Source organism: Amycolatopsis sp. NPDC050768 (assembly GCF_040654155.1).
GTDB lineage: Bacteria > Actinomycetota > Actinomycetes > Mycobacteriales > Pseudonocardiaceae > Amycolatopsis.
Map to the genome: position 1 here is coordinate 368,123 of NZ_JBFAHL010000003.1, position 19,807 is coordinate 387,929.

21 protein-coding genes are annotated in these 19,807 nt (G+C 67.9%); 8 read left to right on the forward strand and 13 right to left on the reverse strand.

The genetic code is table 11. The annotated features are described in order from the left end of the window. Positions 1 to 200: 200 nt before the first annotated feature. Both AB0H62_RS11845 and AB0H62_RS11850 read left to right on the forward strand, forming a co-directional pair. The gene (locus AB0H62_RS11845) at positions 201 to 1,460 is read left to right on the forward strand and encodes an MFS transporter (RefSeq protein ID WP_220245182.1); all 1,260 of its coding nucleotides are present in this window, start codon (positions 201 to 203) and stop codon (positions 1,458 to 1,460) included. A 313-nt stretch (positions 1,461 to 1,773) separates the two neighbouring features. Next, positions 1,774 to 2,961 (forward strand): GGDEF domain-containing protein, encoded by a 1,188-nt coding sequence (locus tag AB0H62_RS11850; RefSeq protein ID WP_255638770.1) that lies wholly within the window; start codon positions 1,774 to 1,776, stop codon positions 2,959 to 2,961. Positions 2,962 to 3,005: 44 nt separating this feature from the next. Here AB0H62_RS11850 and AB0H62_RS11855 read toward each other — a convergent pair whose 3' ends face one another. From AB0H62_RS11855 to AB0H62_RS11865, 3 genes are all read right to left on the reverse strand, one after another. Then, positions 3,006 to 3,650 carry a TetR/AcrR family transcriptional regulator gene (locus tag AB0H62_RS11855; protein ID WP_220247242.1) on the reverse strand — a complete coding sequence of 215 codons (645 nt, stop codon included), beginning with the start codon at positions 3,648 to 3,650 and terminating at the stop codon, positions 3,006 to 3,008. 76 nt (positions 3,651 to 3,726) lie between these two features. Further along, positions 3,727 to 5,613, reverse strand: coding sequence for an ABC transporter ATP-binding protein (locus tag AB0H62_RS11860; protein ID WP_360586005.1), 1,887 nt, complete (start codon positions 5,611 to 5,613; stop codon positions 3,727 to 3,729). A 62-nt stretch (positions 5,614 to 5,675) separates the two neighbouring features. Further along, positions 5,676 to 6,242 carry a TetR/AcrR family transcriptional regulator gene (locus AB0H62_RS11865; RefSeq protein WP_360586007.1) on the reverse strand — a complete coding sequence of 189 codons (567 nt, stop codon included), beginning with the start codon at positions 6,240 to 6,242 and terminating at the stop codon, positions 5,676 to 5,678. Positions 6,243 to 6,371: 129 nt separating this feature from the next. Between AB0H62_RS11865 and AB0H62_RS11870 the strand changes: the two genes are divergently transcribed. Then, positions 6,372 to 6,884: a GAF domain-containing protein gene (locus tag AB0H62_RS11870; protein ID WP_360585758.1), complete on the forward strand. Its 513-nt coding sequence runs from the start codon at positions 6,372 to 6,374 to the stop codon at positions 6,882 to 6,884. Here the strand turns inward: AB0H62_RS11870 and AB0H62_RS11875 are convergent. From AB0H62_RS11875 to AB0H62_RS11885, 3 genes are read right to left on the reverse strand one after another with little or no spacing between them, the layout of a single operon-like run. After that, complete coding sequence (locus AB0H62_RS11875) at positions 6,866 to 7,066, reverse strand: hypothetical protein (protein ID WP_360585760.1); 201 nt, start codon at positions 7,064 to 7,066, stop codon at positions 6,866 to 6,868. The two genes, AB0H62_RS11870 and AB0H62_RS11875, sit on opposite strands and share 19 nt — an antisense overlap. Before the next feature lie 12 nt (positions 7,067 to 7,078). After that, positions 7,079 to 7,465 carry a hypothetical protein gene (locus tag AB0H62_RS11880; protein ID WP_360585762.1) on the reverse strand — a complete coding sequence of 129 codons (387 nt, stop codon included), beginning with the start codon at positions 7,463 to 7,465 and terminating at the stop codon, positions 7,079 to 7,081. A gap of 15 nt (positions 7,466 to 7,480) precedes the next feature. Next, positions 7,481 to 7,708, reverse strand: coding sequence for a hypothetical protein (locus AB0H62_RS11885; RefSeq protein WP_360585764.1), 228 nt, complete (start codon positions 7,706 to 7,708; stop codon positions 7,481 to 7,483). A 6-nt stretch (positions 7,709 to 7,714) separates the two neighbouring features. Between AB0H62_RS11885 and AB0H62_RS11890 the strand changes: the two genes are divergently transcribed. Beyond that, complete coding sequence (locus tag AB0H62_RS11890; protein ID WP_360585766.1) at positions 7,715 to 7,849, forward strand: hypothetical protein; 135 nt, start codon at positions 7,715 to 7,717, stop codon at positions 7,847 to 7,849. A 48-nt stretch (positions 7,850 to 7,897) separates the two neighbouring features. On the opposite strand, the gene AB0H62_RS11895 is transcribed toward AB0H62_RS11890, so the two are convergent. From AB0H62_RS11895 to pdhA, 3 genes are read right to left on the reverse strand one after another with little or no spacing between them, the layout of a single operon-like run. Then, positions 7,898 to 9,250, reverse strand: coding sequence for a dihydrolipoamide acetyltransferase family protein (locus AB0H62_RS11895; RefSeq protein ID WP_360585768.1), 1,353 nt, complete (start codon positions 9,248 to 9,250; stop codon positions 7,898 to 7,900). A gap of 16 nt (positions 9,251 to 9,266) precedes the next feature. Continuing rightward, positions 9,267 to 10,259, reverse strand: a complete 993-nt coding sequence (locus AB0H62_RS11900) for an alpha-ketoacid dehydrogenase subunit beta (protein WP_220245189.1) — start codon at positions 10,257 to 10,259, stop codon at positions 9,267 to 9,269. Further along, positions 10,259 to 11,464, reverse strand: coding sequence for a pyruvate dehydrogenase (acetyl-transferring) E1 component subunit alpha (gene pdhA, locus AB0H62_RS11905; protein ID WP_220245190.1), 1,206 nt, complete (start codon positions 11,462 to 11,464; stop codon positions 10,259 to 10,261). Before pdhA ends, AB0H62_RS11900 begins: the two co-directional genes overlap by 1 nt. A gap of 352 nt (positions 11,465 to 11,816) precedes the next feature. Between pdhA and AB0H62_RS11910 the strand changes: the two genes are divergently transcribed. From AB0H62_RS11910 to AB0H62_RS11925, 4 genes are all read left to right on the forward strand, one after another. Beyond that, a complete protein-coding gene (locus AB0H62_RS11910) occupies positions 11,817 to 13,247 on the forward strand; it encodes a M20/M25/M40 family metallo-hydrolase (RefSeq protein ID WP_360585770.1) in 1,431 nt (476 codons plus the stop codon). Positions 13,248 to 13,500: 253 nt separating this feature from the next. Further along, on the forward strand, positions 13,501 to 14,424 hold the full coding sequence (locus AB0H62_RS11915; RefSeq protein WP_360586009.1) for an ABC transporter substrate-binding protein: 924 nt from the start codon (positions 13,501 to 13,503) through the stop codon (positions 14,422 to 14,424). Between the two features lie 24 nt (positions 14,425 to 14,448). Beyond that, positions 14,449 to 15,417, forward strand: coding sequence for an amino acid ABC transporter permease (locus AB0H62_RS11920; RefSeq protein WP_360585772.1), 969 nt, complete (start codon positions 14,449 to 14,451; stop codon positions 15,415 to 15,417). After that, complete coding sequence (locus tag AB0H62_RS11925; RefSeq protein WP_360585774.1) at positions 15,414 to 16,187, forward strand: amino acid ABC transporter ATP-binding protein; 774 nt, start codon at positions 15,414 to 15,416, stop codon at positions 16,185 to 16,187. The genes AB0H62_RS11920 and AB0H62_RS11925 overlap by 4 nt, the downstream gene beginning before the upstream one ends. Positions 16,188 to 16,257: 70 nt before the next feature. Here the strand turns inward: AB0H62_RS11925 and AB0H62_RS11930 are convergent, their stop codons facing one another. The 4 genes from AB0H62_RS11930 to AB0H62_RS11945 all read right to left on the reverse strand — a co-directional run bounded on the left by AB0H62_RS11930 (position 16,258) and on the right by AB0H62_RS11945 (position 19,675). Beyond that, entirely contained in the window at positions 16,258 to 17,136 is an 879-nt protein-coding gene (locus AB0H62_RS11930) for an ESX secretion-associated protein EspG (RefSeq protein WP_360585776.1), read from the reverse strand. A 154-nt stretch (positions 17,137 to 17,290) separates the two neighbouring features. Continuing rightward, positions 17,291 to 18,541 (reverse strand): hypothetical protein, encoded by a 1,251-nt coding sequence (locus AB0H62_RS11935; RefSeq protein ID WP_360585778.1) that lies wholly within the window; start codon positions 18,539 to 18,541, stop codon positions 17,291 to 17,293. 3 nt (positions 18,542 to 18,544) lie between these two features. Next, entirely contained in the window at positions 18,545 to 19,165 is a 621-nt protein-coding gene (locus AB0H62_RS11940) for a DUF3558 domain-containing protein (RefSeq protein ID WP_220245196.1), read from the reverse strand. A 3-nt stretch (positions 19,166 to 19,168) separates the two neighbouring features. Continuing rightward, the gene (locus AB0H62_RS11945) at positions 19,169 to 19,675 is read right to left on the reverse strand and encodes a PE domain-containing protein (RefSeq protein WP_220245197.1); all 507 of its coding nucleotides are present in this window, start codon (positions 19,673 to 19,675) and stop codon (positions 19,169 to 19,171) included. Positions 19,676 to 19,807 lie beyond the last annotated feature (132 nt).

Here is a 19,807-nt window from a genome sequence, read left to right on the forward strand (position 1 = left end):
GGCGCTATGGTCTGGACACTCGGAGAACTGTCTGTGACCCGTTGGATACCGGCGAAAGAACCTAGAGATTCACCAACAGTCACGAGACACTGACCTTGGCAACTCACGTTTTGTGATTGGCTCGTGACCACGAGGTCCTAAAGTCACCGCCTGATCACCGTGCGGAACCGTCCGCACACGAATGTCGGGGAGAAGCACGCATGACGGCAGCACCGGGACGGGTGACGTTCCGCGAGGTCTTCGGGGTCGCCGAGTTCCGCGCGATGTGGTTCGGCGAGCTGCTGTCGATCGCCGGCGACCAGCTGGCCCGCGTCGCGCTGTCCGTGCTCGTCTACGCCACCACGCAGTCGGCCACGCTCACCGGCCTCACCTACGCGCTGACGTTCTTCCCGTCCCTGCTCGGCGGCATCTTCCTCACCGGCATCGCCGACCGCTTCTCCCGGCGCACGGTGATGGTGGCCGTCGACTCCGCGCGGGCCGCGCTGATCCTGCTGGTGGCCATCCCCGGGCTGCCGTTCTGGGTCCTGTGCGTGCTCGTCGGCTGCGTCTCACTGCTGAACCCGCCGTTCAAGGCGTCCCAGCTGGCTCTCCTGCCGCAGGTGCTCGAAGGCGACCGGTTCGTTGTCGGCATGGGCATCCGCAGCATGACGGTGCAGTCGGCCCAGCTGCTCGGTTTCGCCGGCGGTGGCGCGCTGCTGCTGGCGGTCGACCCGCGCCTGGCGCTGGTCCTCGACGCCGGCACGTTCGTGCTCTCGGCCCTGTTCATCCGCTTCGGCGTCAAGGCTCGCCCGGCGGCCGCGACCGGGGAGAAGCGCAAGCCGTTCCTCGCGTCGCTGAGCGCGGGCGGCAAGGTCGGCTTCGCGACCTCGGCGCTGCGTTCGCTGATGCTGTTCACCTGGCTGGCCGGCCTGATGCCGGTGTACGAGGGCATCGCGGCGCCCTACGTCGCGTCGTCCGGCGGCGGCCCCGAGGTGATCGGCCTGCTGCTGGCCGCCGACCCGGTGGGCAGCGTGATCTTCACCTTCATCTACACGCGCTGGGTGCCCGCCGAGGTGCGGCCGAAGCTGATCGGGCCGATGACGGCGCTCGCCGCGATCCCGCTCCTGCTCTGCTTCCTGCAGCCGGGGCCCGTCGCGTCGATCATCCTGTTCGTGATCTCCGGCGGGTTCGGCACGATCGCGTTGCTGCAGGCCACGGCCTCGCTGACCGTCGCGGTGCCCGACGAGACCCGGGCGCAGACGATGGGCCTGTCCAACACGGGCCTGACGACCACGATGGGCGTGGTTCCCCTGATCGGCGGAGTGATCGCCGACCACCTGACCGCCCAGACGACTGTCGGGATCTTCGGGTTCGTCGGACTTCTGATTACGATTCCGCTAACGATCATGTGGCAGAGGACGTTCTCCGCCCGGACGAGCGAGGGTACGGCGAAGGAAGCCACACGCGCCGAGCATGCGTGACATGCTCCGCGCGTGGGCTCTGACCTGCGCGACCTTGCGGTGCTGCTACGCGGTCACTGGTCCTTGCTGCGCATAGCTGGTCACCCTTCATCCGGCGTGTTCGGGAAAAAGGTACACACCTAAGGCCCTTGTGGACAGGCGGCAAACGGCCTGAAACTGTGCGTGAGGAGAGTGTCACCGGACATTCGCGCAAGGGTTTGGGGGAAAAATGGTCACATCGGGGGAATGGTCTGGACGGGGCCTGATCGGTTCCGTGGCGGGCTGGGCGCTGTGGTCGCGGCCGCGACGGTGGATCGCCGTCACGCTCACGAGCATGGTCGTCGCCGTGGTCCTGGCGGTCGTGAGCAGCGTGCTGGTCCCGGTCACCGCGGCTCAGCTGGAGCTGTTCGCGCTGATCACAGGCCTGGCCGTCGCCCAGACCGAGATCACCCGGCAGATCGAGCGCCAGCGCCGGATGCTCAGCCGGGGCCCGCACATCAACGTGACCTCCGTGTGGCTGCTGCCCGCCGCGCTGCTGGTGCCGCCGCAGCTCGTGGCCGCGCTGGCCGTTCTGCTCTACGTCTACCTCGCGTTCCGGAGCTGGAATGGCACCCGTCCGGGTGAGGCGCACCGCGTCGCGGCGAACGCGACGACCATGATCCTGTCCGGTTTCGGCGCCGCGCTCGCCGGTCACCTCACGGGCAGCCAGGGTGTCGCGATGGTCGCCGCCGCCGCGCTCGGCTACTTCGTCGTGAACACCGCGCTGACCGGCCTCGGCCTGTACCTCGCCGACCCGGCGAAGGCAACCCCCGCGTCCTGCCTCGGCACCATGGACGACAACGTCCTCGAGGCGTCGATCCTGTGCGTCGGCGGTCTGCTGACCATGGTGCTCACCAACGAGCCGCTGCTGTCGGTGCTGGTGATCCTGCCCCTGTACGTGCTGCAGCGCTCGGTGCTGATCAAGCGCCTCGAGGAGCTCGCGACCACGGACCAGAAGACGCAGCTGCTCAACGCCACCACCTGGCAGGACGGCGCACAGCGCGAGGTCTCCCGCGCCGAGCGCGAGAACGGCAGCTTCGGCGCGCTGATGATCGACCTCGACCACTTCAAGTCCATCAACGACACCTTCGGCCACCTCGCGGGCGACGACGTGCTCAAGGCCGTCGCCGCCGCCGTCAAGCAGGAGACACGCGCCCACGACCTGGTCGGCCGCTTCGGCGGCGAGGAGTTCGTGGCGCTGCTGCCCTCGACGTCGAAGGAAGACGCGATCGTCACGGCGGAACGCATCCGCCGGCGCATCAGCGAGCTCGTGATCCAGACGCGCACCAACGAAGGCGAGGCCGTCGCGATCTCCGAACGCACGGCGTCGATCGGCGTCGCGTCGTTCCCCATGGACGGCACGAGCGTCGATGAAGTCATGGCTTCCGCGGACGCCGCCGTGTACGCGGCGAAACATGGCGGCCGCAACCGGGTGATCGGCGCGGTTTCTTCGCCGGTCCGGGAGCTCGCGGCCGTCGCGTAGCTCGGCATGGGGTCCGGCCGGCTTCCTCCCCCGAGCCGGCCGGACTACCGCAGCCTTTCGATCACATCCGCCGCCTGGGTCTGCAGCCTCAGCACCCCACCGACGGTGAACTCCGTGAGCAGGTCCACCAACGCGTCCTGGGCCGGCGGGTCACCTTCCCAGGACACTTGGACCAACGCTTCGGTCATCGCGAAGTACAGCGTCACCAGCGCTTTGTCGGCCCGCCCCGAGTCCACGCCGTACGCCGCCCAACGCTTGCGGCTCGCCTCCGCGTAGATCACGGCCAGCCGCTCCCGCAGCCTCGTCAGCGCCGGATTCCCCGCCCGCTCGGCCTCTCTGAGGACGGGAAACGAGTGTGGGTCCTCCTCGACGAACCGGAACATGTTCGCGTAGTTCGCCCTCGCCCATGCCCGCAGATCCGGCTCGGACGCATCCCTCGCCGGCGCCCCGATCGCTTCGAACGCCCTCTCTTCAGCGGCCCCGACCACCTCGGCGAACAGATTCTTCCGTTCCCCGAACTGCTCGTAGACCGCTTGCCGCGACACCCCCGCGGCCCTCGCGATCTCCTCGATCGTCGCCGCCTCGAACCCATGCCGCGCCACGGCCTCCGTGGCCGCCCGCACGACGCGGCCGCGCTGCTCCGCCACGGGCAACTTCCGCGGCCTCCCACGCTGCGCGGGGCTCGACATCGGTGCGCTCACCTCGCGTGCTTCCCCCCTGCGCTCTCGTCCTGGTTCAAGCATGCTGCACCACACCCGGCGACCATCACACCAGATAGGCCTGCGCCTGCAACGTGAACAGCTCCGCGTACCCCGCTTGAGCCGCCATCAGCTCCTCGTGCGTGCCGTACTCGGCGACCTTGCCGTGGTCCAGCAGGAGAATGCGTTCGGCCTGGCGGACGGTGGAGAAGCGGTGCGAGATGTACAGCGTCGTGCGGCCGGCCGCGAGGGACCGCAGGCGCGTGAACAGATCGTGTTCGGCCTGGGCGTCGAGGGCGGATGTCGGTTCGTCGAGGATCAGGATCGGGGCCTCGCGCTGGAAGGCGCGGGCGAGGGCGATCTTCTGCCACTCACCGCCGGACAGCGAGACGCCCTGGTCGAACCATCGGCCCAGAGGCGAGTCGTAGCCGGACGGCAGGCGTTCGATGCGTTCGTCGGCGCCGGCGCGACGGGCGGAGTCCTCGATGTGGGGGCGGTCCTCCAGCCGGTGGAGGTCGCCGAGGCCGATGTTCTCGGCCGCCGTTCCTTGGTACGTCACGTAGTCCTGGAACATCGCGCTGATCTGGGTGCGCAGCTCGTCCGGGTCGTACGAGCGGATGTCGACGCCGTCGAGCAGGATGCGGCCGCCGGTGGGGTCGTAGAGCCGGCACAACAGCTTGAACAGGGTCGACTTGCCCGCGCCGTTGCGGCCGACCACCGCCACCGTCTCGCCCGGCCGGATGTCGAACGAAACCCCGTCCAGGGCCGGTTCCTCGGCGCCCGGGTAGCTGAAGCTCACCGACTCGAAGGTGATGTGTCCCTCCACAGTGGACGGCAAGGGCCGCGGCGAGGCGGGCGCCACGATCTCCGGCTCCGTGTCCAGGAACCGGTACAGCGTGTCCAGGTAGAGATTGTTCTCGTACATCCCCGAAAACGCCGTGAACAAGCCCGAAACCGAAGCCTGCACCGAGGTCGCCGCGGCGGTGTACAGCGCCAGGTCGCCCAGCGTCAGGCGCCCGCCGACGGCCTCCAACGCGATGTACAACGCGATCGCCGAGCCGGCCAGCGTCGAGAGCAGCCCCCACGACGTCGAGCTGACGTTGCGGCGAACCGTCAGCCGCCGTTGCCGCTCGTACGACACCACGCCGAGCCGCCGGAACCTCTCAACGAAGTACGGCCCGAGGCCGAACAGCTTGGTCTCCTTCGCGTACGTGTCCGTGGTGACCAGCGACGACAGGTAATCCATCCGCCGCTTGATCGGCGACATCAGGAACGTCAGCCAGAACGCGCGCGACCCGTACTTCGACTGCGTGATGAACGCCGGGATCGGCGCGAGCAACGCCACCAGCGCCAGCACTGGGCTGACCGAAACGAGCAGCGCGATCATGCTCGAGAACGTGATCGCCGTGCGCACCAGCCCCAGCGCCGAGTTCATCATCGACAACGGCCGCGTCGGCGCCTCCTGCGCAGCCTGGCGCAGCATGTCGTACGACGTCGAACCCTCGAAGTACGCCAGCTGCAGCTTGCTCGCGTGGTCCATGACCTGGTGCCGGATCGTGAGCGTCATCCGCTCTTGCAGGAGCGTCTGCGCGATCGACGTGATCGCGCTGCTGATCGCGGTCGCGGCCAGCACGCCGAACTGGAACAGCGTGATCCGCACGATGTCGCCGGTCGAGCCCTTGTGCTGGATGGCGGCGACCACGGCGTCCAGCAGCAGCTTCGCGATGTACGCCGTGGCCGTCGGCAGGAGGCCGGACAGCAGCGTGACCAGCGCCAGCAGGATGGTGAGCGTCGGGCTGGCCTGCCAGGTCAGCCGCACGACCTTCGGCAGGCCGCGGACAGTGCCGGACACCGATGTCTTCATCCGCTTGAACCGCGACTTCAGGTCTTTGGGTTGGTCCGGCTGCGGGGGTTCCGGGATGTCGACCGGTCCCGTCAGGCCACTGTCGGGCACCGTCTGCGCCGGCCTGCGCCCCCGGCCGCCGGGCCGTCCGCCCGGGATGAACCCGCCTGGGATCACGCGGACACCGCGCCGTGCAGGAAAACGTCGATCATCTCCGTGGTTTCCGGCGAACCGGGCAACGGCCGGCTCTGCGCGAAAAGCATCGAGAGGAACAAGGAAGCGGCCTTGTTCACCGGCAGCCGCAGGCGGTCGGTGTCCGGGACGAACAGCTCACGGACGGCTCGGTGCATCGCCTCGAACGACTCGCGCCGGCTGTCGCCGGTCACCGACTTGCGGTTGCGCGCCTCCTCCGGCGGCGTCCGTCCCTTCATGGTCGCGGCCATCACGGCACCGACTCGCTGCAGGTGCGCGGTCAGTGCGTCGACGGCTTCCATCAGCCGCTTCTCCAACGGCAGCTCACTCGGGATCTCCCCGATCATCTCCAACGCCTCCCCAGGGTCGAGCGCGGCTTCCACACACGCGTCGAACAGCTCGTCCTTGTCGGTGAAAACGCGGAAGATGGTGCCCTCGCCGATGCCGGCCGCGCGGGCGATCTGCGCGGTGGTGACCCCCCGGCCGTGTTCCACGACCAGCGGGAGCACCGCGCGCACGATCATCCGGCGGCGGTCGTCGGGCGCCATCCCCGGCGCACGTTTCCTCGTCTCCATGCCGACCAAGCTACGGAGTGAGTACTCACTCCGTCAACCCGGTAACGCGGCGCGAGGTGCCGTCGACTTAGGGACGCACATCCGCCGACCCGAGGAGCGCCGGTGCGCAGCAAGCCGTTCGACGAGCCCACAGTGGGACGCCTGCGCCAGGCGCGCGAGGTCCTGTCCGCCGAGGCCGAGAAGAGCCACCACGCGCTGTACGCCAAGCTGCGCGAGATCGTCAGTGGCGTGCTGCGGCTCGACGCGTTCTTCGTCGCCCTCTTCCGCGACGCCGGCCACGTGCTCTACGCCTACCAGTACGACGGCGCCGAGTACGCGCTCCCGGGCGTCCGGCCGGTCAACCCCGAAGGCCCCACGGGCTGGGTGCGCGCCCACAACCGCTCCTACGCCTACCGCACCGACGCCGGCGCCATCCTCAACCGCGGCATCCCTTGGGGCGACAAGGAACGCCGTTCGGCCGACGCGCTCGTCGTCCCGATGCGCCGCACGCACACCGGCGAGGTGATCGGCGTCGTCTCGGCCCAGACCTACACCGCCGGCAGCTACGGCGACGCCCGCCGCGGTGCGGCTGCGGCAGCTGCTGGCCGAAGGACTCATCACCGCGTCCGACCGTGACCTGTTCCTGGTGTCGGCTCAGAAGTACCGGGAAGCCGCGTTCGCGCAGCGATGCTCAGCGCCACGCGGAGTTCCTGACGCTTGACCACGACCTTGCGGTGCGCGGTCGCGGCGAGCTCCACCGCCTTCTCCAGCGGCCGGCGCTCGACCTCGGCCCCGGTCCTCCTGATCAGTTTGGACATCGCAGTTCCTCTCTAGCTTCGGAGCAGCCTGGCGATTTCCTGCTTCATCTCCGCCGCCAGGGCCTCGGCGAGGGTCGCTTTCGCTTCCGGGTGCCAGTAGGGATCGGCGTCCACGCGCGCCATGGCGGTGTAGAACCGCTCGATGGTCATCGTTTGCAGCTTGATCCGCCGGTCCACCCGCTGCCCCTGCAGCTCCACCTTGATCTCGGAGTAGGTTCGCGCGACCACCACCACGACCGAACGCACGAGTGCGGCCGTCGGGAAGCCGAGAGCATGGGCGATCGCGCTGACCACGACCTCCGCGAGATCGGCACTGCCGCTCGCCGGCAGATTCCCATTCGCGTCCTGAACCTCGAACGGCACATTCAGGCCGCTCGGCGCCAGCTCGTCGCCCGCCAAGATTCACCCCTCCGTTCAGAAGATCAGAAAACAAAGAACGACCACCACGATGGTCGACACCGCGGTCAGCAGGATCCCCTGGAGAAAACCGCTCACGACCACACCGAAAACCAAGTCCACGGTGAACAGATCGAGCCGGCTGTCCCGGTGGCCACCGCGCGCTTTGCGTTGCCTATTCAGCAAACCCGTGATGGGAAAGGCGAGCAGCCGGCGTACGCCGACTTCGATCCGGCGGTCCGCCACGAGCTGGTGAAGACGCTGCTCGTCGACTACCAGCAGGAACTCGGCCGCCTGCTGGACGAAATGGCGGCGCGGCGGCGTCCGCCGACGGCGATCGAAGCGAGGGGTGGGGTCCTGCGCGGCCTGTGGCGCAGGACCCGGTGAACCGGTTGCGGCCCGGAAACCACCGGGCCGCAACCGTGCCGGAACGGCTCAGTACGTGATCGCCACGGCCGGGTCGGCGAGCAGCGCGCCGACGTCGGCGAGGAACTCCGAGCCCTGCTGGCCGTCGACCACGCGGTGGTCGAAGCTCAGCGACAGCTGCATCACCTTGCGGACCTTGATTTCGCCGTCCACGACCCACGGGGTGTCGCGGATCGCGCCGACCGCCAGGATCGCCGACTCGCCCGGGTTGATGATGGGCGTGCCGGTGTCGACGCCGAAGACGCCGACGTTGGTGATCGTGAACGTGCCCTTGGCCATCGCCGCGGGCGTGGTCTTGCCCTCGCGCGCGACGTCGGTGAGCTCGGTCAGCGCGACGGCCAACTGCTTGAGCGACATCGCGTCGGCGTCGAAGATCTTCGGCACCACGAGCCCGCGCGGGGTCGCCGCGGCGATGCCCAGGTGCACGTAGTCCTTGTAGACGATCTCTTGCGCCGCCTCGTCCCACACCGCGTTGACGTCGGGCGTGCGCTTCGCCGCGAGGCACACGGCCTTGGCGGCGAACGCGAGCGGCGTCAGCTTTACGCCGCTGAACTCACGCGACTTCTTGAGCTTCTCGCGCAGCTCCATCATCGGCGTGACGTCGACGGTCAGGAACTCCGTGACGTGCGGTGCCGTGTAGGCGCTCTGGACCATCGCGGCGGCGGTGGCCTTGCGGACGCCCTTGATCGGTACGCGACGTTCGCGGGTGGCGGCGTCGTAACTGATGTCCACAGTGGACGCCACAGCGGCTGCCGGGGCAGAGCCGTTTGCCGCGCGCTCGACGTCTTCACGCGTGATGACGCCACCGTCGGCGGTGCCGGTGACCGCGTAGAGGTCGATGCCGAGGTCCTTGGCGAGCTTGCGCACCGGCGGCTTGGCCAGCGGCACGTAACCACCAGCCGGAGCCACCGGAGCCACCGGAGCCACGGCCACCGGAGCCACGACCACGGGAGCAGGAGCCACCGGCGCAGGGGCCGGCGGAGCAGCAACAGCCACCGGAGCGGCCTTGCGCGCCCGCCGTTTCGTCTCCACCGCCTTGGAGCCGTAGCCGACCAGCGGCTTCATCTCCTCCTCGGCCGCAGCTTCCGGAGCAGCAGCCGGCGCCGCCTTCCCGCCCGGATCGACGTCCAAGGTCAGCAACGGAGCCCCGACCTCGACCGTCTGCCCCACCTCGACGAGCAGCTCGGTGATCACCCCGGCCCACGGGATCGGCAGCTCGACGGCGGCCTTCGCGGTCTCGACCTCGACCACGATCTGGTTGACCGTGACCGCGTCGCCCGGCTTCACGTGCCAGGCGAGGATGTCGGCCTCGGTCAGCCCCTCTGCCGTGTCCGACAGGGGGAACTGTTTGTACTCAGGCATTTCAGCGAGTTCCCCCTTACCAGTTCAGCGAGCGGTCGACGGCGTGCAGCACCCGGTCCAGGTCGGGGAGGTAGTACTCCTCGAGCTTGGCCGGCGGGTACGGCGTGTCGAAACCGGCGACGCGCAGGACGGGGGACTCCAGGGAGTAGAAACACTCCTGCTGCACGCGGGCCGCGATCTCCGAGGTCAGCGACGACTCGGACGGCGCCTCGCTCACGGCGATCAGCCGGCCGGTTTTGCGCACCGACTCGAACACCGGACCCAGGTCGAGCGGCGAGAGCGTGCGCAGGTCGATGACCTCGAGCGACTTGCCCTCGTCCTCGGCGGCCCCGGCGGCGTCGAGCGCCACCTTCACCGACGGACCGTAGGCGACGACGGTCGCGGTGGTCCCCTCGCGCACCACGCGCGAGCCGAACACCCGGCCCGGCGACGCGTCGGTGTCGACCTCCATCTTCAGCGCGCCCGAGTGGTAGAGCTTCTTGGGCTCGAAGAAGAGGATCGGGTCGTCGGAGCGGATGGCCTCCTGGATGCCCCAGTAGGCGTCGACCGCGTTGGACACCGAGACGACCTTCAGGCCGGCGATGTGCGAGAACAGCGACTCGGGCGACTCCGAGTGGTGCTCCACCGCGCCGATCCCGCCGCCGAACGGCACGCGGATCACCACGGGCATCTTGATCTTGCCCTGCGTGCGGTAGTGCAGCTTCGCCAGCTGCGAGGAGATCTGGTCGAACCCGGGGAAGATGAACCCCTCGAACTGGATCTCGCACACGGGCCGGAACCCGCGCACGGCCAGGCCCACGGCGGTGCCGATGATGCCCGACTCGGCCAGCGGCGTGTCGAGCACGCGCTGCTCGCCGAAGTCCTTCTGCAGGCCGTCGGTGATGCGGAAGACGCCGCCGAGCTTGCCCACGTCCTCACCCATGATCAGGACCTTCGGGTCCTCTTCCATCGCTCGGCGCAGGCCGAGGTTGATGGCCTTGCCGATCGTGAGCTTCTGCGGTTCGGCCATCAGTGCTCACCCGCCGTCGCGAAACCGTCCAAGTAGGACAGGAACTCTTTTTGCTGCGCTTCGAGAGCCGGTGAGGACTCGGCGTAGACGTTGGCGAAGATCCGCTCGGGCGGCGGCTCCGGCATGTTGAACGTGTAGTCGCGAAGCTGCGTCGCGAACTCGTCGGCTTCGGCCTGCACCTGGTCGAAGAAGTCGTGGTCCGCACCGCCGCCGCGCGCGAGGTAGGCGCGCACGCGCTCGATCGGGTCCTTGAGCTTCCACTCCTCCAGCTCGTCCGAGAGCCGGTAGCGGGTGGGGTCGTCGGTGGTGGTGTGGGCGTCCATCCGGTAGGTGAAGGCCTCGATCAGCACCGGACCGTTGCCGTGCCGGCACTCCTCCAGCGCCCACCGGGTGACGGCGAGGCAGGCGAGCACGTCGTTGCCGTCCACGCGGATGCCGGGGAAGCCGTAGCCGCGGGCGCGCTGGTACAGCGGCAGGCGCGACTGGCGCTCGGTCGGCTCGGAGATGGCCCACTGGTTGTTCTGGCAGAAGAAGACGAGCGGCGCATCGTAGACGGCGGCCCAGACGAAGCCTTCGTGCACGTCGCCCTGCGAAGTGGCGCCGTCGCCGAAGTAGCAGATCGTGGCTTCACCGTCGTCGTCGCCGACTTTGCCCTCGAACTTCTGGCCCATCGCGTAACCGGCGGCGTTGAGCACCTGGTTGCCGATGACGATCGTGTACGGGTGGAAACGGTGTGCGGCGAAGTCCCAGCCACCCTGGTCGGTGCACCGGAAGATGCCGAGCAGCTCACGCAGGTCCACGCCACGCGTGTACGCGACACCGTGCTCGCGGTAGCTCGGGAACGCCATGTCCGTGGGCTTCAGCGCGCGGCCGGAGCCGATCTGCGCGGCCTCCTGGCCCAGCAGCGGGACCCAGATCCCCAGCTGCCCCTGGCGCTGCATCGCGTTGGCCTCGCGGTCGGCGCGGCGCACCAGCACCATGTCGCGGTACAGGTTGCGCAGCGCCTCGTCGTCGACGTCCGCGACGTACTTGTCGAACCGCGGCGACGGGATTCGCTGACCTTCGGGGGTGAGCAGCTGAGTCAGCTCAGCGCCACCTTCGCTCGTTGCTCGCAGACCCGCGATCACCTGTTCGGGCGAGGGCTTGGCCGCTACGGCGGCGGGCCCGTCTCCAGGTTCGGGGTGCGTCCACTGTTCGGACGGCATGCGCAGTATCTCCTCGGTGTCGGCGCCGCGGTGGCCGCTTGTGGCGGCCACAGCGACTGCACCGGCGGGGACCTACGCCCCGGATTCGGGGCGTCTGGCCACCGTCGGCGTTGACGGTTCTCGTCGCCATCCTGGCACGAAGCCGCGCGCGATGGTGAACCGCGGATGCTGATTTGTTGCTGAGATCCGGGCGCCTGAACAGGCAAAACGCTGGGAAATCCGAGTATGGGACGAACGATGATCGGGAATCCGCACCGCTGCCCACCAGGCGTCACCGGTCGGGCACCGGTCGCGTCCGGGTGGCGGGTTTCACCGACTCGGCAGCGGTCGTGACGTCGGTCACCGTGGCAGGATGGCCGGCGTGGAACAGAAATCCGTACGTGAAACCGTCGTCTCGACGTGGATCAACGACGTCGTGCCGAGCCTGTCCGGTCTCGTCGCGATCCCGGCGTTGTCCCCGGCGTTCGACGCGGACTGGGCCGCGAGCGGTCACCTCGCCGCGGCCGTCGAACACGTGAAGACGTTCATCGCCGGGCGTGACCTGCCGGGTGTGTCGATCGAGGTCGTGCAGCTCGAGGGGCGTTCCCCGCTGCTGTTCGTGGACGTGCCCGCCACCGCGGGCGCCACGGACAAGCCGACCGTGCTGATGTACGGCCACCTCGACAAGCAGCCCCCGGTCGGCGGCTGGTCCGAGGGCCTCGACCCGTGGACGCCGGTGATCCGCGACGGCCGCCTCTACGGCCGCGGCTCCGTCGACGACGGCTACTCCGGCTACGCGGCCGTGTCCGCGCTGGAGGCCGTGCGCGCGGCCGGCGGCGAGCACGCGCACACCGTGGTGCTGCTGGAGACGGGTGAGGAGTCGGGCAGCCCCGACCTGCCCGCGTACGTCGAGCACCTGAGCTCGCGTCTTGGCGAGGTCGGCCTCGTCGTCTGCCTCGACGCGGGTGGCATGGACTACGAGCGGCTGTGGCTGACCACGAGCCTGCGCGGCATGCTGCACCTCACTGTCACCGTGCAGCTGCTCGCGACGGCCCAGCACTCCGGCCTGGCCAGCGGCGTGGTCGCTTCGTCGTTCCGCGTGCTGCGGCAGCTGCTGGAGCGCATCGAGAGCGGCGAGACGGGCGAGATCAAGCTCGCGGAGCTCAACGTCGAGGTGCCGGCGAGCCGACTGGCCGAGATCGAGGCCGTGGCCGAGGTGGCGCCGGAGAAGCTGCAGACCGCGTTCCCGCTGGTCAGCGGCGGTCGGACGATGTCGGAAGACGCGCTGGAGCTGTTGCTGAACAACTACTGGCGGCCCACGTTGTCGATCATCGGCGCCGACGGCTTCCCGCTGCCCGCCAACGCCGGCAACGTGCTGCGCGAGAGCACCACGCTCACGCTGAGCTTCCGCCTGCCGCCCACGGCTGAGGCGGCTCCTGCGTTGGCCGCCGTGAAGCGCGTGCTGACCACGGACGTGCCGTACGGCGCTTCGGTGACCATCCACGAAGACGCGCAGGCCGAGAACGGCTGGAACGCGCCCGAGGAGGCGCCGTGGCTCTCGGCCGCGCTGCGCCGCGTCAGCGACGAGGTGTTCGGCCGCCCCCACCGCGCCGCCGGCATGGGCGGGTCGATCCCCTTCATGGGCCTGCTCGGCGAGAAGTACCCGCAGGCCCAGTTCCTGGTCACGGGCGCGTGCGGCGCCGACTCGAACATCCACGTGCCGGACGAGTGGCTGAACCTGGACTACGCGCAGCAGGTCACGGAGGCCGTCGCGCACATCTTGGACGCGCACGCACGGAGCTGAGGTTGTGGTGAAAAGTCCCGGCGCCGGTTGGTCGGTGCCGGGACTTTCCCAACCGTGGGTGCTCCACAGTAGACGCCCTGTGGTTTGGACCACACACTGTTCGCGTCTCAGCTGGTACCGGGAGTCACGACTGCATAGGGTGAAACTGCGCCGTAACGTACGGGTGCTGTGCTTACCCGCTTTCGAGTGGCAATATGCGTGCTCTCGACAGTTGAGAACTACGAGGAGTGACGAAGTGGCCCGAGGACACCAGATGAAGGCGCTCGCCCTTCTCCCGGCTTTCGCGCTGGTCGGCCTGACCATGGCCTGCGGCGCGGGCGGCAGTGGCGCGGGCGATGCGGGAAGTGCAAGCTCGTCGGCGGCGGCCCCTGGGGGCTCGTCGGACATCCCAGCCGTGGCCAAGGACGACAAGCTCGCCGCGATGGTGCCGGCTTCGGTCACCAGCGACGGCAAGATCCTGGTCGGTCAGGACCAGAGCTATCCGCCAAACGAATTCCAGGACGAGAGCGGCAAGGTCACCGGCTTCGACGTCGACCTGGGCACCGCGATCGGGCAGAAGCTGGGGCTGCAGATGGAGTTCCAGAACTCCGCCTTCGACGGCATCATCCCCGGCATCCAGGCCGGCAAGTACGAGCTCGCGATGTCGTCGTTCAGCATCAACCCGGAGCGGCTGCAGACGGTCGACATGGTCAGCTACTACAAGGCCGGCACGTCGCTCGCCGTCCTGAAGGGCAACCCGGACGGCCTGAACCTCGACGACCTGTGTGGCAAGAAGATGGGCGTGCAGAAGGGCACCACGCAGGTCGACGACCTGCAGACGCGCTCCGACGCCTGCGTCAAGGCGGGCAAGCCGGCCATCGACGTCACGCAGCTGCAGGCGCAGACGGACGTCAACCTGGCGCTGACGGCCAAGCGCGTGCAGGGCGAGCTGGCCGACTCCCCGGTGATCGACTACGCCGTGAAGCAGACCGGCGGGGCTCTGGAGGTCGTCGGCGCGCCGTACGACACCGCGCCCTACGGCATCGTGCTCAAAAAGGACAGCGGCGACTACACGAAGGCCGTGCAGCAGGCCGTGCAGGCGCTGATCGACGACGGCACGTACAAGAAGATCCTCGACAAGTGGGGCCTGTCCGGTGCGGGCGCCGTGACCACGTCGGAGATCAACCCGGCTTCCTGAAGCCGTAGATAGGACGTAGTTCTCGTGCCCAGTAACTTCGAGGCTCCTCCGACCGTGGAGGCGCCGGCCGACACGACACCCATCAAGGCCGTCCCAGTGCGCCACTACGGGCGCTGGGTGGCCGGGGTGATCATTCTGTTCCTGGCGTTCATCGTCGTGCGCAGCGTTGTCACCAACGTCAACCTGGACTGGCCGACGGTGTGGGCCTACATGTTCAACGACCGTGTGCTGCGCGGTCTGCAGAACACGTTGATCCTCACGGTCATCTCGATGGCCATCGGCATCGTCGGTGGCGTACTGCTCGCGGTGATGCGCCTTTCGCCGAACCCGTTGATGAAGGGTGCGGCGGGAATCTACGTCTGGTTGTTCCGCGGCACCCCGCTGATCACGCAGCTGGTGTTCTGGAACTTCCTGGCGTTCGCGTACCCGCGGCTCGGCCTCGGCATCCCGTTCGGCCCCGAGTTCGTTTCGTGGGACACCAACACGCTGATCAACCAGTTCACGGCTTCGCTGCTCGGCCTCGGCCTGAACGAGGCCGCGTACATGGCGGAGATCGTGCGCGGTGGCATCCAGTCGATCGACGCCGGCCAGCTCGAAGCGTCGTCGGCCCTGGGGATGAAGCGCACGACCACGTTGCGGCGCATCATCCTTCCCCAGGCGATGCGCGTGATCATCCCGCCGACGGGCAACGAGACGATCTCGATGCTCAAGACCACATCGCTGGTCGTCGTGATCGGGTACTTCGAGCTGATGGTCGCGGTGCAGACCATCTACGCGCAGAACTTCAAGACCATTCCGCTGCTGCTGGTGGCGGTGATCTGGTACCTGATCATGACGTCGATCCTCACGATCATCCAGCTGCAGATCGAAAAGCGGTTTGCACGAGGAACATCGCGCGCGGTCGCCGAAAAGAACAAATGGGGTTCACGAATGCTCGGTTTCCGGTTCGGCCAGGGCGGAGGCGGCCAGGGTGGCGGCGGTGGTGCCGCATGACCGCGGTCGTTTCCGCACAGAAGATCTGCAAGAGCTTCGGTAGCCTGAATGTGCTCAAGGGCATCGACCTCGAGGTCCACGAACGTGAAGTGTTGTGCCTCATCGGCCCGTCGGGCTCCGGCAAATCGACACTTCTGCGCTGCATCAACCACCTCGAGAAAATCGACGCAGGACGTTTGTACGTCGACGGCGTCCTCGTCGGCTACCGGCAACGAGGCGACAAACTCCACGAACTGCGGGAAAAAGAGGTCGCCTTCCAGCGCAAGGACATCGGCATGGTGTTCCAGCGCTTCAACCTCTTCCCCCACATGACCGCGCTCGAGAACGTCATGGAGGCCCCGGTCCAGGTCCGCCGCGAACCCCGCTCCGAGGTCCGCCAGCGCGCCCTGGAACTCCTCGAGCGCGTCGGCCTGGGTGACAAAGCGGCTTCGTACCCGGCTCAGCTCTCCGGCGGCCAGCAACAACGCGTCGCCATCGCCCGCGCGCTGGCCATGCAACCCAAACTGATGCTCTTCGACGAACCCACGTCCGCCCTGGACCCGGAACTCGTCGGCGACGTCCTGGGCGTCATGCGCCAACTGGCCAAAGACGGCATGACCATGGTCGTGGTCACCCACGAAATGCAATTCGCCCGCGAGGTGGCCGACAAGGTCCTCTTCATGGACGGCGGCGTGGTCGTCGAGGCCGGCCCACCCGCCCAGGTAATCGGCGCCCCGCAACACCAGCGCACGAAGGAATTCTTGGCCCGGGTCCTGAGCCCGAACGCTTGATCGCCGGTGTGGCCGCTTCCCCACGGGGAGGCGGCCACACTGCTGTTCCGGGGTCAGCGCGCGGGAACCTTCAGCGTCCGCTGCGCAGCTCGTTCTCCAGCTGCCGCACCTTCTTCACGAGGTCCTGCGGCCCCGCCCCGGCCAGGCTGATCCACCCGGACTTGTCCACCCCGAACAGAATCCGCCCCTGCTCGGTGTCAATCCATCCCGGCGGATTCTCATTCCGCAAGCGCTTTCCCCGACTGTCCCTGACCGCGACGTACAGCCGCCCGAAATACGTCTTCGGCGCCCGCAGCCACTGCACCACCTGCTTGGCGTCGCGGATACTCGGACTGGTGCCACTCGGAATCACACCGCTCTTGATCATGTTCAGATCCGCGTCGGAACAGTTCAGCGACGCGATCCGCGCCGCCGGCGCCTCAGGCAGCAGCAGCGCGAACTCCCGCGCCAACGCCTCCGCCGACACAGGCGCGATGTAGAGCACCTGGTTCACCGTCACCACGCTCACCGCGTCCCGCCCACTCGCCGCGGCGCGCACGGTCCGCTCGCCCTTGTCCGACTTCACCCACGAGTAGTACTCGACCCCCGGACGCTGCAGCAGCTGCAGCACCTCGACGAAGTCGTCGTCCAGCCGGCCGCCGCGGGTCAGCCCCCGCTGGTTCAGCTCCGCGTCCGTGTCGGCCGCGAGCCGCTTCCGCTCGTCCGGCGAGTACCACAGCGCGCCCCGCACCAGCGTCGGGTGGATGTCGCCAAGGTTGAGCCGCTCGAGCAGCACCTCGTACGTCTGCAGGCTCAACTCCACCGGCTTGCGCAGCACTTTCTCACTCCCCTTTGTCAGACTTCGGCAGCCGGCGTCGACGGGATGACCACGTCGTTCCTGTTGCTTGCCTGCGGAAAGCGGCCGCTCGCCACTTCGTCCGTCTGGCATCGCTGCCGTGCCTCCCCGCACGGGCCGCTCCAGCTCGGGTGCGACCTACCCTCTGTTCATGTCCCGCTTCGCTAGGTGACTTTAACAGGATTCAACCGCTCCGAAGCGCGCTTCCCTCAAGATCACCCGCCTCAGTGGGGCGGTCGGCCACCCGCCGTCCGCCCCTGGCGCTTTCCTACGCCCCGATCACCGGCGGAGTGGGCTTGTTGCCGTCGTACCCGCCGAAGATGGAGTCCGGATCCTCTTCGGACAGGAGGATCTTGCGCTGGTGCTCCTCGTCCTCGGTCCCCTTGCCGCCCTTGGCACCGCCGGCACCCATGCCGCCGCCCATGCCGGGCTGGCCCTTGGCACCGGCCGCACCCATCCCGCCGGGCCTCGCGGCACCTGCACCTTCGCCCATTGCGCCGGCACCAGTGCCGGCACCTGCACCGACGCCACGTCCGGCTCCGGCCGCGCCACCGGATGCCCCACCACCGCCGGGTCCGAAGCCACTGCCGCTGCCGCTGCCACCGGGACCGAAGCCGCCCCGGCCGCCGCCCGGCCCGAAGCCGCCCCCGCCGCCGAATCCGCCGACCGGCCCGAAGCCGGGACCGAAGCCGTTGCTGTTGCCACCGCCGGGCCCGTTGACCCCAACCCCACCGGGCCCCTGCCACGACGATGATCCGGGTCCACCCTGCGTCTGCGTCGGCCCTGCGAACGCGGCACTCGTGGTGTCATTCGCCGCCGGCGTGTTCACACCGGCTGTCGAGTGCCCCGGCGGGGGCGGCGCGTGGTAGCCAGCCGCTCCGGGAGGCGCCGAGTAGGTGCTGGGGCCGGGCCTGTAGCCGCCGGAATGCCCGGACGAGTGGCCGCCGCTGCCGGAACTGTGGGGACCACCGGACGTCACCGGAGTGACTTGAGCAGGCGTGATCCCCCCGGCGGAGACGTTGGGGTCGTGGGCTGCTGGATAGTCCGGTGCGAGTGTCGTCCGGCGCGGCTGGGTGCTCTGGTAGTACGGCTCGTAGAGGTCGACGTTGAATTTAGTGTCGGCATCGAACTTCGCTGCCGTCTTCTCGTCGTCGCTCGCGCCGAACGACAGCCAGTCTTCCGGCGTGTTGTCGTTGGCCCTGTCCTTCGGCACGTCCCTCGCGTTGTCGCGAACGTAGACGAATGCCGAAGATTGCTCCTGCATCGAGCGCTGAGCTCGATCGAGGTTCTCAGCAGTGATCTGTGAGGACTGGATCAACGGGGACAAACCCGCAGTCCCGCTGTCGGCGGCTTGCCCTTTCCAGAACGCACTCAATGCGGTCTGACCTTGGACCATTGTTTGGCTGATGTTCTCGTGAATGGTCTTCAACTTCGAGGAAGCGCCTTGAGCGCGGTCGAGCGTGTCAGTCTTCCCGGGGTCGTGAATCAGCGTGAAGATGTCGAAGCCACTGTAAGTCATGGCCTACATACCCTTCAGATGTCCGATAAGGATGCCGGCGAACTTCGTCGCCGTTGCACACGGGTTGTCGATCTGCGGGTTTCCCGTATCCAAGCGGGCGATGATCGTGTAGACAAGGTCGTTCCGCACGCCCACGGCGAGCGTGCACTTACCCGAAGTCTCGCCGCCGTTCGTGTAAACGACCGCCGGGTAGCCTTCGACGCTCGGCTGGGGCTCGAAGGTGGTGAGACCACCGTGGCCTTGCTGGTAGTAGATTCCACTGAGACCGTTGGTGTTTCCGGTAGCGAGACCGGCGGCGATGTTGCCGTACTGGTTCGTGTACACCCAGACGCATTCTTTGCCGAGGCCGTCGAGGTCATCTACTCGACTGCTCGCCACTTTGCCACCAAGAGATTCGACCTCCGCCTGAGTGGCGGCACCGCACGGATCCGACTCGACCTTGGAGGTATCGGTGATCGGGTTGGCGACGTTCGGGGCTCCGTTCGCCGGAAGATTACTTCCTGAAGGGGCAGCCGACGAGGGCGCCGGCGTCGTGGCGTTTCCCGACTTCTCGCCGCTGCACCCGGTCAAGAGCAGTGCTGCGACACCCAGTGCGACGGCGCCAATTCGGGTCCGGTAGTGCATGGTTCAGTCGGCCTTTCCGCTGCTCTTCAGGGCGTCGATCGCTGCTTGGTCCTGATTTTGATAAGCTTTTTGAATATCGATCAGCGTGTCGCGGTACGCCTTAGTGTATTCGAGCGCTGATGCCAAAAACTGTTGATAGGATCGTCCGGACTCGTTTGCCGTAGCCGCATACTGCGTGCTGCCGATCTCTTTTCCGGGAGGCTGGATGCCTGCCAAGTAATCAGCCTCATTGGCGGCGGTCGTGTAGTCACCCTGGACGGTGTCGTCGAGTTGCTGGATCACCTTGTCCATCGCCTCGGGATCAAACTCCCAGCTGCCGTTACCGGATGCGGCGGCGAAGTCGGCCTTGGCCTGTCCGGCACCGAGCGCCTTGTAGTCCGGAGGCTGGGCAGGTGTCGGTGCCGCCGTCGAGCCTGGCAGCAGTCCGGAGTTCGAGGGCGGGGCCTGCTGCCCCGGCGTCAAGTTCTCGTTGTAGACGCCCTGCAGTCCGCCCTGGTTTCCGTCTGGCATGTCGTGCCTCCCCGCACGGGCCGCTCCGGTCCGGGGTGCGGCCTACCCTCTGTTCAGCTCTAGCTCCAGTTAGTGACCTTAACAGGGACGACTCGTCCACAGGATCGGTTCCCGCAAGATCACCCCGGCGAT

What these genes read in the sequence shown, in the direction of transcription:
- AB0H62_RS11845 (WP_220245182.1), top strand. Translation starts at nt 201, where the DNA reads ATGACGGCAGCACCGGGACGGGTGACGTTCCGCGAGGTCTTCGGGGTC.
- AB0H62_RS11850 (WP_255638770.1), top strand. Translation starts at nt 1,774, where the DNA reads ATGGTCGTCGCCGTGGTCCTGGCGGTCGTGAGCAGCGTGCTGGTCCCG.
- AB0H62_RS11855 (WP_220247242.1), bottom strand. Translation starts at nt 3,650, where the DNA reads ATGTCGAGCCCCGCGCAGCGTGGGAGGCCGCGGAAGTTGCCCGTGGCG.
- AB0H62_RS11865 (WP_360586007.1), bottom strand. Translation starts at nt 6,242, where the DNA reads ATGGCGCCCGACGACCGCCGCCGGATGATCGTGCGCGCGGTGCTCCCG.
- AB0H62_RS11875 (WP_360585760.1), bottom strand. Translation starts at nt 7,066, where the DNA reads ATGTCCAAACTGATCAGGAGGACCGGGGCCGAGGTCGAGCGCCGGCCG.
- AB0H62_RS11895 (WP_360585768.1), bottom strand. Translation starts at nt 9,250, where the DNA reads ATGCCTGAGTACAAACAGTTCCCCCTGTCGGACACGGCAGAGGGGCTG.
- AB0H62_RS11900 (WP_220245189.1), bottom strand. Translation starts at nt 10,259, where the DNA reads ATGGCCGAACCGCAGAAGCTCACGATCGGCAAGGCCATCAACCTCGGC.
- pdhA (WP_220245190.1), bottom strand. Translation starts at nt 11,464, where the DNA reads ATGCCGTCCGAACAGTGGACGCACCCCGAACCTGGAGACGGGCCCGCC.
- AB0H62_RS11910 (WP_360585770.1), top strand. Translation starts at nt 11,817, where the DNA reads ATGGCCGGCGTGGAACAGAAATCCGTACGTGAAACCGTCGTCTCGACG.
- AB0H62_RS11915 (WP_360586009.1), top strand. Translation starts at nt 13,501, where the DNA reads ATGAAGGCGCTCGCCCTTCTCCCGGCTTTCGCGCTGGTCGGCCTGACC.
- AB0H62_RS11925 (WP_360585774.1), top strand. Translation starts at nt 15,414, where the DNA reads ATGACCGCGGTCGTTTCCGCACAGAAGATCTGCAAGAGCTTCGGTAGC.
- AB0H62_RS11935 (WP_360585778.1), bottom strand. Translation starts at nt 18,541, where the DNA reads ATGACTTACAGTGGCTTCGACATCTTCACGCTGATTCACGACCCCGGG.
- AB0H62_RS11940 (WP_220245196.1), bottom strand. Translation starts at nt 19,165, where the DNA reads ATGCACTACCGGACCCGAATTGGCGCCGTCGCACTGGGTGTCGCAGCA.
- AB0H62_RS11945 (WP_220245197.1), bottom strand. Translation starts at nt 19,675, where the DNA reads ATGCCAGACGGAAACCAGGGCGGACTGCAGGGCGTCTACAACGAGAAC.